Source organism: Streptomyces sp. NPDC101393 (assembly GCF_044767385.1).
GTDB lineage: Bacteria > Actinomycetota > Actinomycetes > Streptomycetales > Streptomycetaceae > Streptomyces.
Map to the genome: position 1 here is coordinate 340,532 of NZ_JBIWNU010000005.1, position 14,762 is coordinate 355,293.

14 protein-coding genes and 1 pseudogene are annotated in these 14,762 nt (G+C 67.8%); 6 read left to right on the forward strand and 9 right to left on the reverse strand.

Going from position 1 to position 14,762, the window contains the following annotated elements; all coding sequences use genetic code 11:
* The first annotated feature begins 126 nt into the window (after positions 1-126).
* From sigM to trxA, 4 genes are all read left to right on the forward strand, one after another.
* Complete coding sequence (sigM, locus tag ACIRQ7_RS18410) at positions 127-810, forward strand: RNA polymerase sigma factor SigM (protein ID WP_404263557.1); 684 nt, start codon at positions 127-129, stop codon at positions 808-810.
* Positions 811-1,148: 338 nt separating this feature from the next.
* Positions 1,149-1,745: a hypothetical protein gene (locus ACIRQ7_RS18415; protein ID WP_404263559.1), complete on the forward strand. Its 597-nt coding sequence runs from the start codon at positions 1,149-1,151 to the stop codon at positions 1,743-1,745.
* Between the two features lie 116 nt (positions 1,746-1,861).
* Positions 1,862-2,833 (forward strand): thioredoxin-disulfide reductase, encoded by a 972-nt coding sequence (gene trxB / locus ACIRQ7_RS18420; RefSeq protein WP_401464365.1) that lies wholly within the window; start codon positions 1,862-1,864, stop codon positions 2,831-2,833.
* A gap of 47 nt (positions 2,834-2,880) precedes the next feature.
* On the forward strand, positions 2,881-3,207 hold the full coding sequence (gene trxA / locus ACIRQ7_RS18425) for a thioredoxin (protein ID WP_401464362.1): 327 nt from the start codon (positions 2,881-2,883) through the stop codon (positions 3,205-3,207).
* Between the two features lie 86 nt (positions 3,208-3,293).
* On the opposite strand, the gene ACIRQ7_RS18430 is transcribed toward trxA, so the two are convergent.
* The 9 genes and pseudogenes from ACIRQ7_RS18430 to rpmH all read right to left on the reverse strand — a co-directional run bounded on the left by ACIRQ7_RS18430 (position 3,294) and on the right by rpmH (position 10,192).
* Positions 3,294-3,911, reverse strand: coding sequence for a GNAT family N-acetyltransferase (locus tag ACIRQ7_RS18430; RefSeq protein ID WP_401464359.1), 618 nt, complete (start codon positions 3,909-3,911; stop codon positions 3,294-3,296).
* 308 nt (positions 3,912-4,219) lie between these two features.
* A complete protein-coding gene (locus tag ACIRQ7_RS18435; RefSeq protein WP_404263561.1) occupies positions 4,220-5,314 on the reverse strand; it encodes a ParB/RepB/Spo0J family partition protein in 1,095 nt (364 codons plus the stop codon).
* On the reverse strand, positions 5,311-6,381 hold the full coding sequence (locus ACIRQ7_RS18440; RefSeq protein WP_401464354.1) for an AAA family ATPase: 1,071 nt from the start codon (positions 6,379-6,381) through the stop codon (positions 5,311-5,313). The genes ACIRQ7_RS18435 and ACIRQ7_RS18440 overlap by 4 nt, the downstream gene beginning before the upstream one ends.
* Positions 6,382-6,687: 306 nt before the next feature.
* Positions 6,688-7,416, reverse strand: coding sequence for a 16S rRNA (guanine(527)-N(7))-methyltransferase RsmG (gene rsmG, locus ACIRQ7_RS18445; protein WP_401464351.1), 729 nt, complete (start codon positions 7,414-7,416; stop codon positions 6,688-6,690).
* Positions 7,417-7,550: 134 nt separating this feature from the next.
* On the reverse strand, positions 7,551-8,057 hold the full coding sequence (locus tag ACIRQ7_RS18450) for a protein jag (protein WP_401464348.1): 507 nt from the start codon (positions 8,055-8,057) through the stop codon (positions 7,551-7,553).
* Positions 8,058-8,071: 14 nt separating this feature from the next.
* Entirely contained in the window at positions 8,072-9,256 is a 1,185-nt protein-coding gene (gene yidC / locus ACIRQ7_RS18455) for a membrane protein insertase YidC (protein ID WP_404263563.1), read from the reverse strand.
* Between the two features lie 3 nt (positions 9,257-9,259).
* Positions 9,260-9,577: a membrane protein insertion efficiency factor YidD gene (yidD, locus tag ACIRQ7_RS18460; protein WP_393893043.1), complete on the reverse strand. Its 318-nt coding sequence runs from the start codon at positions 9,575-9,577 to the stop codon at positions 9,260-9,262.
* 95 nt (positions 9,578-9,672) lie between these two features.
* A pseudogene (rnpA, locus tag ACIRQ7_RS18465) lies at positions 9,673-10,032 on the reverse strand (ribonuclease P protein component); the annotation flags it as partial.
* A gap of 22 nt (positions 10,033-10,054) precedes the next feature.
* A complete protein-coding gene (gene rpmH, locus ACIRQ7_RS18470; protein WP_030354375.1) occupies positions 10,055-10,192 on the reverse strand; it encodes a 50S ribosomal protein L34 in 138 nt (45 codons plus the stop codon).
* A gap of 377 nt (positions 10,193-10,569) precedes the next feature.
* On the opposite strand from rpmH, the gene dnaA reads away from it, so the two are divergent.
* Together dnaA and dnaN are read left to right on the forward strand one after the other, a co-directional pair.
* A complete protein-coding gene (dnaA, locus tag ACIRQ7_RS18475; RefSeq protein WP_404263564.1) occupies positions 10,570-12,522 on the forward strand; it encodes a chromosomal replication initiator protein DnaA in 1,953 nt (650 codons plus the stop codon).
* 962 nt (positions 12,523-13,484) lie between these two features.
* A complete protein-coding gene (dnaN, locus tag ACIRQ7_RS18480; RefSeq protein WP_401464339.1) occupies positions 13,485-14,615 on the forward strand; it encodes a DNA polymerase III subunit beta in 1,131 nt (376 codons plus the stop codon).
* Positions 14,616-14,762 lie beyond the last annotated feature (147 nt).

The following is a 14,762-nucleotide window of genomic DNA, read 5'->3' on the forward strand; positions in this document are numbered from 1 at the left end:
CCCGAAAAGGAGTCGCAAAACGAGGGGGTCCCTAATTGCCGGTCGTGTCATAGGGTGGTCCACCACACAGGCGGAATGACCGATCTTGGTGCCACGAAGGCAGCATGAAGGGGAGGGGGCCCATACGTGAGCTCGCTGGACGGCTGCAGCGACCAAGACCTTCTCGACCGTCATGTCGCAGGCGACCCCGATGCGTTCGGGGAGATTGTCCGCCGCCATCGCGACCGGCTCTGGGCCGTGGCCCTGCGCACCCTCGGTGACCGCGAGGAAGCCGCCGACGCCGTGCAGGACGCTCTGGTATCCGCCTACCGCGCGGCCCACACCTTCCGAGGCCAGTCCGCCGTCACGACCTGGCTGCACCGCATCACGGTCAATGCCTGCCTGGACCGGGCCCGCAAAACCGCTTCCCGGCGCACCTCACCCATCGCCGAGACCGAGCGCCTGGAACAGCTTCTCGAGCCGCATGAGTCCGCTGCTGTCCCGGCCGAGCGTCAGGATCTGCACCGCGAGCTCCTCAGCGCCCTGCGCACACTCCCCGAGGAACAGCGCGCCGCTCTCGTCCTCGTGGACATGCAGGGCTACCCGGTCGCCGAGGCCGCCGAGATCCTCGAAGTCCCCACCGGAACGGTGAAAAGCCGCTGCTCGCGAGGGCGAGCCCGGCTCCTCCCCTTGGTCACCCATCTGCGCGCGGACGGCGGGGATAGCAGACCGGCGAGCCGGGAAAGGAACCGGGCGCAGGGGACATCCGTCCCACCGACGGCAGAGCCGAAGGACACAGGTGCCGTGAAGGGCGGAGGTGGGCGAGCGTGACGTCGGCAACCAGCACGGACGGACACCCGGAGGTCTCGGAGATCTCCGATCTCACAGAGGGACTGCTTTCGCCGTCCCGCTCCGCGGAAGTGCGCGGCCATCTTGCCGCCTGCGCACTCTGCGAAGACGTCTATGCGTCCTTGGAGGAGATCCGAGGGTTGCTCGGCACACTTCCGGGCCCCTCGCGGATGCCGGCTGATGTCGCCGGTCGTATCGATGCGGCTCTCGCCGCCGAGGCGCTGCTCGACGCCACGACTCCAAGCGGGGCAACGCTGGTTTCACGTGAAACCAGAACCACTCCCACTCCCGCTTCCGTTTCACGTGAAACGGAAGGAACCGTGGCCACCCGTGGTGCCACCGCGACCCGGCCGGCCGGTCGGCCGCACGGTACGTCCGGGCCTGGCAGGCAGTCGCCGGGCAGCCGGACCGTCCGGTCGCGGCGCTGGCCCCGCATTCTGCTGGGCACCGCAGCGGCCGCAGCGGTGTTCAGCTTCGGCGGCTTCCTCATCCAGAACTCCGCCACCGACGGAAATCAGGGAAGCAGCCAGGACCAGCACACCGCGTCCGCCCCGGGGAGCCCGAGCGGCTCGACCGATCTCACCGCCTCGAACCTCGGGGCGCATGTCCAGGAGCTGCTCGCGTCCAAGGGGACGCACAAGTCCCCGGAGATCGGCACCCGCAGTTCCCCCGAGACGCCCCTGCGCGGTGGGGCCGACACCGTCCCGTCGTGCGTGCGACAGGGCATCGGCCGTACCGAGACGCCACTCGCCGCCAGCCAGCGCACCTACGAAGGCAAGGCCGCCTATCTCGTCGTGCTGCCGGCGCCCTCCGACCCGTCGCGCGTCTCGGCGTATGTCGTAGCCTCCTCGTGCGTCTCCGCCACTCCGCCCGCTGCGGGAGAGGTTCTGCTGACCCACTCGTACAGGCGAGACTGAGCGACGAGCTGTGCGCTGTGGCACTCCGGGAATGCTCGACCCGTAGGATCCGTTGGGTGGGGTGAGAGTTCCGAGAGAGCCCCAGCAAGCAGTCGGCAGAGACAAGGAAGACACCCGTGAGCGACGTCCGCAACGTGATCATCATCGGCTCCGGGCCCGCGGGCTACACCGCAGCGCTCTACACCGCCCGCGCGTCCCTGAAGCCGCTGGTCTTCGAAGGTGCCGTCACCGCCGGCGGCGCGCTGATGAACACCACCGACGTGGAGAACTTCCCCGGGTTCCGCGACGGCATCATGGGTCCGGACCTGATGGACAACATGCGCGCCCAGGCCGAGCGCTTCGGTGCCGAGCTCGTGCCGGACGACATCGTCTCGGTCGACCTCTCCGAAGAGATCAAGACCGTCACCGACACCGCGGGCACGGTGCACCGCGCGAAGGCCGTCATCGTCAGCACCGGCTCCCAGCACCGCAAGCTCGGACTGCCGCGTGAGGACGAGCTGTCCGGGCGCGGCGTGTCCTGGTGCGCCACCTGCGACGGCTTCTTCTTCAAGGACCAGGACATCGCCGTCATCGGTGGTGGTGACACCGCGATGGAGGAGGCCACCTTCCTCTCCCGCTTCGCCAAGTCCGTGACGGTCGTCCACCGCCGCGACGCCCTGCGGGCGAGCAAGGCCATGCAGGATCGTGCCTTCGCCGACCCGAAGATCAAGTTCGTGTGGGACAGCGAGATCGCCGAGATCCAGGGTGAGAACAAGCTCTCCGGTCTGACGCTGCGCAACCTCAAGACCGACGAGACCTCCGAACTCCCGGTGACCGGCCTGTTCATCGCGATCGGCCACGACCCGCGGACCGAGCTGTTCAAGGGTCAGCTGAATCTGGACGACGAGGGCTACCTCAAGGTCGAGGCGCCCAGCACGCGTACGAACCTGGCGGGCGTGTTCGCCGCCGGTGACGTCGTCGACCACACCTACCGCCAGGCGATCACCGCGGCCGGCACGGGCTGCTCCGCCGCCCTCGACTCCGAGCGGTTCCTGGCGGCACTGACGGACGGCGAGGCTGCCGAGCCCGAGAAGACCGCCTCCGTCTGACCCTCGTACCCCAGCTTTCCCACCACCCACCCAGTAAGGAGAGTGCCATGGCCGGCGCCACGGTAACCGTGACGGACGACAACTTCGAAGAGGTCGTCCTCAAGAGCGACAAGCCTGTTCTGGTCGACTTCTGGGCCACCTGGTGCGGCCCCTGCCGCCAGGTCGCCCCGTCCTTGGAGGCCATCGCCTCGGAGCACGACGAGATCGTCATCGCCAAGCTGAACACCGACGAGAACCCGGCGATCACCGCCAAGTACGGCGTCATGTCGATCCCGACCATGAACGTCTACCAGGGCGGCGAGGTCGTGAAGACCATCGTCGGTGCCAAGCCGAAGGCCGCGATCGAGCGGGACCTGGCCGACTACCTCGCCTGAGTCACGCCGCAGCGTTTCACGGGAAACGGGCCCACCCCATCGAGGGGCGGGCCCGTTTCTGCTGCCGTGAGCAGATGGCCAAGGGCCTACAGGGGGCGGAGGGCCGGCTCCTTCTGGACTGCCCCCAACAAGCGGTCGAGGGCCAGCTCCACGTCTTCCTTCCACGAGAGAGTGGTCCGCAGTTCGAGGCGCAGCCGAGGGAACCGGGGATGAGGACGCACGGTCTTGAAGCCCACCGCGAGGAGATGGTCGGCTGGCAGAACACAGGCCGGTTCGGTCCAGCGGGCATCGCCGAAGGCCTCGATGGCTTTGAAGCCTCGCTGAATCAGATCCTTGGCGACCGTCTGGACCATCACCCTGCCCAGCCCCTGCCCTTGATAGCCGGGGATCAGCCGGGCTGTGAGCAGCTGTACCGCGTCCGGCGACACCGGGCTGGTGGGAAAGGCGGTGGAGCGCGGCACGTAGGCCGGCGGGGCGTACATCACGAAGCCGACCGGCACATCGTCGACATGAACAACCCGCCCGCAGGACCCCCATTCCAGCAGCACCGCCGAAATCCAGGCTTCCTTCTCCAGCTCGGGCCGGCCCGCCTTTACCGCGGCTTCACCGCTGACGGGGTCGAGCTCCCAGAAGACACAGGAGCGGCAACGCTTGGGGAGATCCGGAAGGTTGTCCAGTGTGAGCGGTACGAGCCGACGGCCCATGAAGCCAGGTCCTCACTTCCCTCGCTCGCCGCACCACGAAGTGCCGTCAGTGCCGCCTGCTCTTTGAGCAGACCACCGACGAACCCTCCTACGGCCGCGAGGCCGAACCCCGCTGCCAACAGTCCGGTGCGGTTCACCGATCGCATGGCCCTCTCCTCGATCTGAGGTGGTTTCCGTGTGGATGCGTGCCATACCCGATCGCATCGTATCCACCCTTTACGGGCACGGGTACCGTGCAAGAGCAAAGGGTGGGCCGTGTTCCGGTATGGACTCCGGAACACGGCCCACCCTGGAGCCGGTGCGTCAGCTCACTGCTCTTCGTCGTTCTCGTCGGAGAGCGACTTTCCCAGGACGCGACCCTCGCCGGGAGCGAGCGTGCCGAGAATGCGCTCCAGATCGTCCATTGAGGCGAACTCAACGACGATCTTCCCCTTCTTCTGACCGAGGTCGACCTTCACCCGGGTCTCGAAGCGGTCGGACAGCCGGGAGGCAAGACCGGTGAGCGCGGGGGACACCCGGGCGCCCGCACGGGGCCCCTTGGCCTTGCCCGCGTTCTTGGTCTCCGAGCCCATCAGCTTCACGATCTCCTCGACCGTGCGCACCGACAGCCCCTCCGCCACGATGCGGTGAGCGAGGTGGTCCTGCTCCTCCGCGTCGTCCACGGAAAGCAGGGCACGGGCGTGTCCCGCAGAAAGCACTCCCGCGGCGAGCCGGTTCTGCACGGACGGCGGGAGGTTCAGCAGACGCAGGGTGTTGGAGACCTGCGACCGCGACCGGCCGATCCGGTCAGCCAGCTCGTCGTGGGTGCACGCGAAGTCCTTGAGCAACTGGTCGTAGGCGGCAGCCTCTTCCAGCGGATTGAGCTGTGCCCGGTGCAGGTTCTCCAGAAGCGCGTCGAGCAGGAGCTTCTCGTCGTCCGTGGCCCGGACGATGGCAGGAATCTTCTCCAGCCCGGCCTCACGGCACGCCCGCCAGCGGCGCTCGCCCATGATGAGCTCGAACTTCTCCGGTGCGGTCTGACGGACCACCACCGGCTGCAGCAGGCCCACCTCCCGGATGGAGGCGACCAGCTCGGCGAGGGCATCCTCGTCGAAGACCTCACGTGGCTGGCGCGGGTTCGGCTTGATCGCGTCCAGCGGCACCTCGGCGAAATGCGCGCCGGCTACCTCCGCCGCGACCGGCGCTTCCGGTTCGACCGGCGCCTCTGTTTCACGGGAAACGCCATGCGCCGGCAGCGAAGCGACCTTCGCCGCCGCCACTCCTCGTTCCGGGTCCATGACCGGTACGGACGACGGTGACGTCGCTCCTCGTCCCACTGCGGGCCCGGCATTGTCCGTGCTCTGCGGTGCGGCAGGGATCAGCGCACCGAGCCCACGGCCCAGCCCTCTACGTCGTTCACTCACTGAGTCCCCTCCGGCGTGCTGTGCTGTGCTTCATAGTTGACGCTGAGGCCCTGGCCCCCGGTCTGCGGAGCCCCACGCAACGCGATCTCCCGAGCCGCTTCGAGATACGAGAGCGAGCCGCTGGATCCCGGGTCGTAGGTGAGCACCGTCTGCCCGTAGCTGGGCGCCTCGGAGATGCGCACCGAGCGAGGGATGCTCGTACGGAGCACCTCCTTGCCGAAGTGGCTGCGCACTTCATCGGCGACCTGGGAGGCCAGCCGGGTGCGCCCGTCGTACATGGTGAGAAGGATCGTCGACACATGGAGCTTGGGGTTGAGATGCCCTCGCACCAGTTCGACGTTCCGCAGCAGCTGTCCCAGGCCTTCGAGCGCGTAGTACTCGCACTGGATCGGGATCAGCACCTCGGCGCCGGCGACCAGCGCGTTGACGGTCAGCAGGCCGAGGGAGGGCGGGCAGTCGATGAGGATGTAATCCAGCGGCTGTTCGTACGCCTGGATGGCCCGGTCGAGCCGGCTCTCGCGTGCCACCAGTGAGACCAGCTCGATCTCGGCGCCGGCCAGGTCGATCGTGGCAGGCGCACAGAACAGCCCCTCCACGTCCGCCACCGGCTGCACCACGTCGGAGAGCGGTCTGCTGTCGACCAGCACGTCATAGATCGACGGCACTTCGGCATGATGATCGATGCCCAGCGCCGTCGAGGCGTTGCCCTGAGGGTCGAGGTCGATCACCAGAACACGCGCCCCGTGCAGTGCCAACGAGGCCGCCAGGTTCACCGTGGTCGTGGTCTTACCGACCCCGCCCTTCTGGTTGGCAACCACCATGACCCGGGTCTGTTCGGGACGAGGCAGCCCCTCGCCTGCCCGGCCGAGTGCCTCTACCGCCAACTGGGCAGCGCGGCCGATCGGGGTGTCGTCCATCGGGGGCGGCGTTTCACGTGAAACGTCGTCCCCGAACGACTCGGTACGGGGACCGGGGACCGGATCGGTCATCGGTCCCGCGATATTGGCGTCGGACCGCACGGATTCACTCTCCTCGACATCAGGCTCGCAATGTTCAGAGCCTGCCATGCTTTCGGTGCCGTGAACCAGTGAGGTCCCCTCTCCTGTGGACGAATCCACTTCTGTGGATACTTCCGTCACCCTTGCGGGCTTCCGGGTCTGGGGCGCGGCGGCCGCACGACCACGGCCGATGATCCCTTGCAGCAGAGAACGACGTTTCACGTGAAACACGATGCCAGCGTCACGCCCGATTAAGCCGCGACACTCCGCTTTGCACCGATTTGATAGCGGATAGGGAACGCACTCTTTCCTTCATCGCGTCGACGACACGCCCGCGCGATCACTGCCGGCCTGCGCCTCTTCGGCATCAGGGCATCACCGTCGACGGCTCCTCGACGCGCGGCTGACCCGCGCCGCCTTCGCCCGCTTGGTCGCAAAGCGCACACCGCCGGGGCTCTCGCCCACCTCGACCCGCACCACGGTGGAGGGCGGATCCACGATCCCCTCGCCCACATGCACCACCGACGTCTCCACCACACCGAGCTTGCTCAACGCCGCTCGCGCACCCTTGAGCTCTTCCTCCGCCGCATCGCCCTTGAGCGCCAGCATCTCGCCGTAGGGCCGCAGCAGGGGGACGCCCCAGCCGGCCAGGCGATCGAGCGGCGCCACCGCTCGCGCGGTCACCACATGCACCTGCGGAAGCTGGCCCATGACCTCCTCGGCCCGCCCTCGCACGACCGTCACATGGTCGAGGCCGAGCAGCTCGACGACCTCCTGGAGGAAATTCGTACGCCGCAGCAGCGGCTCCAGGAGCGTGATCTTGAGATCAGGGCGCACCAGCGCCAGCGGAATGCCGGGAAGCCCTGCCCCGGAGCCCACATCGCAGACCGAGACACCCTGCGGCACCACCTCGGAGAGCACCGCGCAATTCAGCAGATGCCGCTCCCACAGACGAGGCACCTCGCGCGGGCCGATGAGCCCACGCCGCACCCCCGCATCGGCAAGCAGTTCGCCGTAGCGCACAGCCTCCGGAAGGCGCTCACCGAATACCTCCTGCGCCGCCTTCGGCGCGGGAGGGAGCTCCGCCGCTGCTTCCTCGGTCACGGGAACCGCCCCTTCCTCTGACTGCTTTTCCTGCCGGGAACCCGGGAGTACGCCCCGGGATAACACAGAACGCTGACAAGATTTGGCCCCGCCTGCGAGCAGACGGGGCCAAAGAACAACTGAGCGCTGAGAAATCAGGCCGGGAGGACAACCACGCGGCGCTGCGGCTCCTCGCCCTCGGACTCGCTGCGCAGACCCGCCGCGGCCACCGCGTCGTGGACGACCTTGCGCTCGAAGGGCGTCATCGGGTCCAGCTTCACCGGCTCACCGGTTCCCTTGACCTCCTCCGCCGCCTTCGCGCCGATCTTCGCCAGCTCCTCACGCTTGCGCGCACGGAAGCCGTCGATGTCCAGCATCAGACGGCTGCGGTCGCCGGTCTCACGGTGCACGGCGAGGCGGGTCAGCTCCTGCAGCGCCTCCATGACCTCACCGTCGCGACCCACCAGCTTCTGCAGGTCGCGGCTGGACGAGTCGCTGATGATCGAGACAGCGGCGCGGTCGGCCTCGACGTCCATGTCGATATCGCCGTCGAGGTCCGCGATGTCGAGCAGACCCTCGAGGTAGTCGGCCGCGATCTCGCCTTCCTGCTCCAGGCGCGTCAGGGTGTCGGTGCCCTTGGTGGCAGGGGTCGTGTCCGTCACGAAAGGACTCCTTGTTACTTCTTGGACGGGTGCTTGGGGCGCTGCTGGCCCTTGCGCTGTCCGGACTTGGTGTTACGGGACCCGGAGGCGGAGCTGCCCTTCGCGGGGGTGCCGCCCTTCTTGCTGTCCTGCGCCTTGCTGTCCTGCGGGGCCTTCTTCTCCAGCGACTGCTTCTTCGCACCGTCCGCATCGGAGCCCGACGAACCGGCACGCGTGCGGCTCTGCGTCCCGGCGCTCGCGGCGCCATGGCCGGAGGCACCGCCGGCGGCCGTCGTGTGGCGCTTGGACTTCGACTGCCGCTTGGGCTGCTGGCGGTTCTGGCGCGCCTCCTCGACGGCCTTCTTCGCCTCGACCTCGGCCGGGTCCTCGACAAGCTTGCCCTGGGCACGCAGCCGCTCCTGGCGCTCCGTGAAGGCCTTGCTGCCCGGGGTGGGGTTACGACGGATGACGAACATCTGCTGGCCCATGGTCCACACGTTGGTGGTCAGCCAGTAGACGAGAACACCGACGGGGAAGTTGATACCGAAGACGGCGAACATGATGGGGAAGACGTACATCAGCATCTTCTGCTGCTGCATGAACGGTGTCTTCACCGTGAGGTCGACGTTCTTGGTCATCAGCTGGCGCTGCGTGTAGAACTGCGACGCCGACATCAGGACGATCATGATGATCGTGACGACGCGGACGTCCACCAGCGAAGCGCCGAGGCTCTGGATCTTCTCCGCGCTGTCCAGGAACTTCGCCGCCAGCGGAGCACCGAAGATGTGCGCCTTCTGGGCGCTCTCCAGCAGCGGCTGGTCGATGACGCCGACCGTCTTGTTCTGCGCGATGTGGTTGAGGACCTGGTACAGCGAGATGAAGAACGGCGACTGGGCCAGAATCGGGAGACAGCTCGAGAGCGGGTTGGTGCCCGTCTCCTTGTAGAGCTTCATCATCTCTTCGGACTGGCGCTGCTTGTCGCTCTTATAGCGCTCCTGGATCGCCTTCATCTTCGGCTGGAGCGCCTGCATGTTCCGCGTCGACTTGATCTGCTTCACGAAGAGCGGGATCAGGCAGATACGGATCAGCACCACCAGCGAGACGATGGACAGACCCCACGCCGCGCCACTGTTCCGGTCAAAAATGAGGCTGTAGAACGAGTGGAACTGGACGATGATCCAGGAAACAGCGATATAGAGGGGACCGAGGATCGTGTCCACGAATCAGGCTCCTTGGGCGTTGGGCTGAGTCTCGGGCTGGGCGACAGGCTCAGGGACGGTGGGCCCGCCCAGGCGGCTCCTCAGCCGCTGATGCCAAACCGGACGCTTCCGGGGAGGGACGTGGTCGACGCCACCGAGCGACCACGGATTGCATCGCAGGATGCGCCAGGCTGTGAGCGCGGTCCCTTTCACCGCGCCGTGCCGGTCGATGGCGGTGTAGCCATAGTGCGAGCACGACGGGTAGTACTTGCAGACCGGGCCCAGCAGGGGGCTGATGGTCCACTGGTAGAGCTTGATCAAAAGCAGCAGCGGGTACTTCACTGTGCGCTCCCTCCCGGGTCCCGTCCGGGGTTCCGGGGGCCCGCGGCGGTGCCGCTGTGGGTCGCCGCCCCCGGGGGATTGCAGCCTTTCGGCACCCCTCCCAGCAGCCGCGACAGCGCGGCGTCCAGGTCGCGGGCCAGCTGGTCATGATCCGCCTCACCCGCGCCGGGCAGGGCCCGTACGACAACCAGGCTACCGGCGGGCAGCCGGTCCAGCCGGTCGCGCATGAGGTGGCGAAGGCGGCGCTTGACCTTGTTGCGTATGACAGCGACGCCAACGGCCTTGCTCACGACGAAACCCGCACGCGTCGGGGAAACACGTTCCCCCGACGCGTGCGGGTCCGTTGCACCGCTACGAAAATGGACGACAAGGAGCGGGCGCCCGGCCCTGCGTCCCCGGCGTACCGCGGTCGCAAAGTCCTCGCGCCGCCTCAGCCGATACTCGGTAGGCAGCACGTCATGGACCTAGGTCTGGCTGTCAGGCCGACAGGCGGGCGCGACCCTTGCCACGGCGGGTCGCCAGGATGGCGCGACCGGCACGCGTCCGCATGCGCAGACGGAAGCCGTGGGTCTTCGCGCGGCGGCGGTTGTTCGGCTGGAAGGTGCGCTTGCTCACTCGGGGGCTCCAGGAATGCTTGTTGTCTCGGGAGAGACAGATGTGGGGCGTCGACTGGCTGTCACCGTGCGCCCACGAGTAGCTCGCAACGCCTAAGTGCACCGCTACACGATCACTAAGAGCGCGATCTTTGCCCATCGGAGGCAGGCGGCAGCAGCCATCGACAACTCGACCTGGTCACGGTACGCGCGGCTGCGCCATCCGGTCAAACCCGCTACTTCGCGGCCCACACGGGGCCTTGTCAGGACACACTATGCACAGCCTGTGGACAACAACTTGAATCCCCAGGCCCGGCCTGACTACCGTGGCCGAACTCCGATTCCTTCCCGCCCGTCCTGAGAATCACACATTCGTGGGACTGTGAGAGAGCGTGCCCTGTGGCTGATGTTCCTGCCGATCTTGCCGCAGTCTGGCCCCGCGTACTCGATCACCTCCTGCGCGCGGACGCCGACGGCCTCAAGCCGAAGGATCAGGACTGGCTCAAGCGCACCCAGCCGCTGGCGCTGGTGGCGGACACCGCGCTGCTCGCCGTCCCCAACGAATTCGCCAAGGGCGTGCTCGAAGGCCGGCTGGCGCCGCTGATCGGGGAAGCGCTCAGCCATGAGTGCGGGCGGCCGATCCGGATCGCGATCACCGTGGACGACTCCGCGGAGGAACCGCCGGCGCCGTCCGGGTCCCCCGCAGCTCAGCAACATCAGCAGCCTCAGCACCAGCAGTCGCAGCACCAGTCGCCGCAGCAGCAGCAGCACTCACAGCAGCAACACCCGCAGTCTCAGCAGCACGACGCGTACGACGGCTACGACAGTCGGCACGACTCCCGGCACGACAACCGGCAGGGCTACGGGCGGCAGAACGACGACCTGCCCAGCGTCCGGCCCGCCTATCCCGATTACCAGCAGCAGCACCAGCAGCCCCGGCACGAGCCCGGCGCCTGGCCGCAGCACTCCTCCGGGATGGGCGGCGGCCCCGGCCACCGTGACGACTACGGATGGCAGCAGCAGCGCCTCGGCGGTTTTCCCGACCGCGATCCGTACGCCTCCCCGCCGCCCCCGCACACACAGCAGCACCAGCAACACCAGCAGCCGCAGAACGACTACCGCTCGCAGGCTCCCGACCGCTCCGGCCCTCCGCAGCATGCGGACGGGCCGCGCTCTCCTTATGACCAGCAGCACCAGCCGCCGCACCGCCGCGATCTCTCCGAGCACCAGCCGCCCGGCCGTTCCGGACTGCCCGCACCCAGCGGTGCGCCCAGCCCGCTCGCCGCGCAGCCCGCGCCGGCGACCGGTCCCGGCGAGCCCACCGCGCGGCTGAATCCGAAGTACCTCTTCGACACCTTCGTCATCGGCGCCTCCAACCGCTTCGCGCACGCCGCCGCGGTCGCCGTCGCCGAGGCGCCGGCGAAGGCGTACAACCCGCTGTTCATCTACGGGGAGTCGGGTCTCGGCAAGACCCACCTGCTGCACGCCATCGGGCACTACGCGCGCAGCCTCTACCCCGGCACCCGGGTGCGGTACGTGAGCTCGGAGGAGTTCACCAACGAATTCATCAACTCCATCCGCGACGGCAAGGCGGACGCGTTCCGCAAGCGCTACCGCGACATGGACATCCTGCTCGTCGACGACATCCAGTTCCTGGCGAGCAAGGAGTCGACGCAGGAGGAGTTCTTCCACACCTTCAATACGCTGCACAACGCGAACAAGCAGATCGTGCTGTCCAGCGACCGGCCGCCCAAGCAGCTGGTCACCCTGGAGGACCGGCTGCGCAACCGCTTCGAGTGGGGCCTGATCACCGACGTCCAGCCGCCCGAGCTGGAGACCCGGATCGCGATCCTCCGGAAGAAGGCGGTCCAGGAGCAGCTGAACGCACCGCCCGAGGTGCTGGAGTTCATCGCGTCGCGGATCTCGCGCAACATCCGCGAGCTGGAGGGCGCGCTGATCCGCGTCACGGCGTTCGCCTCGCTCAACCGGCAGCCGGTCGACCTCGGGCTGACCGAGATCGTGCTGAAGGACCTGATCCCCGGGGGTGAGGACGCCGCTCCGGAGATCACCGCTACCGCGATCATGGCCGCGACCGCCGACTACTTCGGGCTGACCATCGACGACCTGTGCGGATCCTCGCGCAGCCGGGTGCTGGTGACGGCCCGCCAGATCGCGATGTACCTGTGCCGCGAGCTGACGGATCTCTCGCTGCCGAAGATCGGTGCGCAGTTCGGCGGCCGTGACCATACGACCGTGATGCACGCCGACCGCAAGATCCGCGCGCTGATGGCCGAGCGGCGCTCCATCTACAACCAGGTCACCGAGCTGACGAACCGCATCAAGAACGGCTGACGGAGCCGGCGAGCGGCTGACGGGCGGGGGCGCGGCCGGCTTTCACAGGCGCGCCCAGGGCGCTCCGGGACCCACTCCCGGGGTGCCCTTCTTCCGTGTACGGGCTCCTGCGGCACTCGCTCAAGACGCCTGAGGACGGGCGCCGGCACTCCGATCCGCCCCTTCGAACCGCCCCCGGGCACCTCTCGCGGCCGTCCCAAACCTGTGGAACGGGCCGCCTGTGTTCGATTCCGGGCCTGGTCACGGCCTCTCTCCACAGATTGGGCAAAAATCTTCCGTCCACACCCTGGGGACTGAAAAGTTATCCCTGTGGGATCCACAGGCCGGTGTCCTGACGGGCCATCGGACGAGGTCAGCCGGGTGTGGATTTGTGGTCAACCGTGATCCACAGGCTGTGGATGAAGATTTCGTCCACAGGGGGGTGTTCGGGTTGTCCACCGGCTGCCCACAGGCGAGCCGGTGTTGTCCCCAGCTTCTCCACACCCCTGTCCACTGTTCGGCAACGCAACACCCGCTCTCACCGGAGCGAGTGAAAGCCGTCACACCAAGGTGGTCGGTTGGGCTGTGGGGAACGTGGGTAAAGCTGGGGACGACGCTGGGGAGAAGTACCCCTCTCCTGTGCATCGGGTGTGCAGAACTTTGGGCGGTCCACAGAACCCCCGAGTTATCCACGGCCTCCGCCCACAGGGCCGGTGGACAAAAAATCCGCGTTGACCTGCGAAAAAGCAGTTGTCCACGGTTTCCACAGCCCCTACTACTACGACCACGGATATCTACCGGGGAACTCGCTTCGAAACGGGTCCTGTGCACAACTTGGCCGACGAGTGCCCGACACCGGTCGAGTCGACTTGACCCCGAGCCGCACCGACTGTCGGTGGCGTACGTCAGACTGGTCTCCGGCAACTCAGCCGACGACGAAGGCCAGCAGGGCGAGAGCCAGCAACAGCAGGAGGCGGTTTCCGGTGAAGATCCGGGTGGAGCGCGATGTACTCGCGGAGGCAGTGGCCTGGGCGGCCAAGAGCCTCCCGGCCCGTCCGCCGGTGCCCGTCCTCGCGGGCCTGCTGCTGAAGGCGGAGGAGGGCACCCTGAGCCTCTCCGGCTTCGACTACGAGGTCTCGGCGCGGGTCTCCGTGGAAGCCGATGTCGAGGAGGACGGCACCGTCCTCGTCTCCGGCCGGCTGCTCGCCGACATCTGCCGAGCCCTCCCCAACCGCCCGGTGGAGATTTCCACCGACGGTGTACGGGTGACCGTCGTCTGCGGCTCTTCTCGCTTCACGCTCCACACACTGCCTGTGGAGGAGTACCCGTCCCTGCCGACGATGCCCACCGCCACCGGCACCGTCCCCGGTGAGGTCTTCGCCGCTGCCGCCGCCCAGGTGGCCATCGCCGCCGGCCGTGACGACACCCTGCCGGTGCTCACCGGCGTGCGGATCGAGATCGAGGGCGACACCGTCACCCTGGCCTCCACCGACCGCTACCGCTTCGCGGTCCGCGAGTTCCTGTGGAAGCCGGAGAGCCCGGACGCCTCCGCCGTCGCGCTGGTCCCCGCCAAGACGCTCCTGGACACCGCCAAGTCGCTGAGCAGCGGCGACACCGTGACGCTGGCGCTGTCCGGCTCCGGTGCCGGTGAGGGGCTGATCGGTTTCGAGGGTGCCGGGCGCCGTACGACGACGCGGCTGCTCGAAGGCGATCTGCCGAAGTACCGCACGCTGTTCCCGACCGAGTTCAACTCCGTCGCCGTGATCGAGACCGCCCCGTTCGTCGAGGCCGTCAAGCGTGTCGCCCTGGTGGCCGAGCGGAACACCCCGGTCCGGCTGAGCTTCGAGCAGGGTGTGCTGATCCTGGAGGCCGGCTCCAGCGACGACGCACAGGCTGTGGAGCGGGTGGACGCCGATCTGGACGGCGACGACATCTCGATCGCCTTCAACCCCGGCTTCCTGCTGGAGGGCCTGTCGGCCATCGACTCCCCGGTGGCACAGCTGTCCTTCACGACCTCGACCAAGCCCGCGCTGCTCAGCGGCCGGCCGGCCAAGGACGCCGAGGCGGACGACGCGTACAAGTACCTGATCATGCCGGTGCGGCTGTCCGGCTGACGGCGGTCCGAAGCCGGGCGGTCCGGGCTCCCGGCCCCTGGTCGGAGCCCTTGCGGCGTCCGGCTGACGGGGCCCTGATGAGCGGCTGAGCCCACAGGTGTGCACGCACCTGCGGGCGTAGGCTCGGACCCGGGTACGAACAGCAAC